Below are 589 nucleotides of genomic sequence, written 5' to 3'. Positions count from 1 at the left end.
GATTGTACAACAGACAGGAAAATAGGGAATGTCTATGATGTCAGGAAAACACTCTGCAGAAACCCATCACGCCGCGAGAAAGCGCTGGTTAGATTCTCATGATACGGGCTATCACAAAAGTATGGGCCGACGTCATATACAAATGATAGCGATCGGCGGTTCTATTGGTACGGGTTTATTTTTGGGCACCGGTGCTCGCTTGCAAATGGCTGGCCCAGCATTAGCCTTGGTATATTTGATCTGTGGTATTTTCTCTTTTTTCATTCTCAGAGCTCTTGGTGAACTAATTTTACACCGCCCCTCCAGCGGCAGCTTTGTTTCTTATGCCCGTGAGTTTCTCGGCGAAAAAGCCTCATATGTTGCTGGATGGATGTATTTTCTCAACTGGGCAATGACCGGGATAGTCGATATCACCGCCGTTGCCCTCTACATGCATTATTGGGGCACTTTTTCTGATGTACCCCAATGGTTATTTGCATTAGGCGCACTTTCAATTGTCGCCACCATGAACATGATTGGCGTGAAATGGTTTGCAGAAATGGAGTTCTGGTTTGCATTGATCAAAGTCGCCGCCATTTCCATATTCCTG

Annotated in this window: 1 protein-coding gene; it reads left to right on the top strand. The window is 46.0% G+C overall.

Features of this window, described 5'->3' with window-relative positions; genetic code table 11:
• Window positions 1-34: 34 nt before the first annotated feature.
• A partial coding sequence (locus FTA91_RS00420; RefSeq protein ID WP_186377332.1) for an amino acid permease occupies window positions 35-589 on the top strand: 555 nt, incomplete at its 3' end.

This window comes from Yersinia thracica (assembly GCF_902170565.1).
GTDB classification, from domain to species: Bacteria; Pseudomonadota; Gammaproteobacteria; order Enterobacterales; family Enterobacteriaceae; genus Yersinia; species Yersinia thracica.
The sequence above is the reverse complement of the archived record's forward strand: the minus strand, read 5'-3'. Positions and strand labels throughout refer to the sequence as shown.